Genomic DNA, 984 nt, shown 5'->3' on the forward strand with positions numbered 1-984 from the left:
CTACTCTCACAGAGGAGGAAAGCTGGAAAATCCACTTTACCGCCGATGAAGGCAGCGGTAAAGCTGCAATTTCAGTTTACCGCGGAAAGGAGCAGCGGTAAAGCTGCAATTTCCAGATTCCCTCCTCTCAGAGCGGAGGAAAACTGGAAAATCCAGTTTACCGCCGATGAGAGCAGCGGTAAAGCTGCAATTGCCAGTTTTCCTCCTCTCATAGTGGAGGAAAACTGGAAAATGAGGGGCTACCTCCCATGCAAGCGGCGGTAAAGCCGCGTGAGTGTCCGAATAAAGCCGCAAGTCCTTTCCATTTCCGATTGACATCAAATAAAACGAAACAATCAATAGTTACGTTTGTTCTTGTAGCCCATATCTGGTGAACTCCCGTATGATATGAATGGAGAGAAAAAAATCACACAAGCTGACTTTGGCAATTGACACATGCTGAATTGAATTTCTAGGCTTTGGAATATATATACTGCCCCAGAAATAAAAGTAGAAATATATAAACGGTCATCAGGTGACATCCCCATAATGAAACAACAAAATCCGAGATATCACTCTATTAAGGCAATTTGCTCCTGTCTACAACTCCATCCTTAAATCTTTCATCACTCGTACTCTTTAATGATCATCGGTGTGATTCACTTGATAATAAGTTCTTAAGAATTCAATTCCATGCAAACAGAGGGGCCCTTAGGAGAACACTTGTATGAAAGAAATTTTAAAAGCATTGAGTGTTATCGCGTTTCTAATCTAAAGCAATGACACAAAAGATTTTGTAATCTTGTAATCAACATCTAAACTTTATTTTTTATTATTATTATTTTTTTGACATGCTTAGACTTGGAAACTCTCTCGACCTAACCAACAAGCCGTAGGACTGATGGAACCGGTCAAGTCAAGCTCGATATCTACTTAGGATGCAGCAATACACCCCATAGTTGTTCACGCGCACAGAAAATTAGTGACATATCGACTACTAGGGCA

Annotated in this window: 1 protein-coding gene; it reads left to right on the forward strand. The window is 40.8% G+C overall.

What is annotated here, in order from left to right; all coding sequences use genetic code 11:
• A partial coding sequence (locus EYQ95_RS26670; RefSeq protein ID WP_207916722.1) for a hypothetical protein occupies window positions 1-264 on the forward strand: 264 nt, incomplete at its 5' end.
• Between the last annotated feature and the right edge of the window lie 720 nt (window positions 265-984).

It is taken from the genome of Lysobacter sp. N42 (assembly GCF_004344885.1).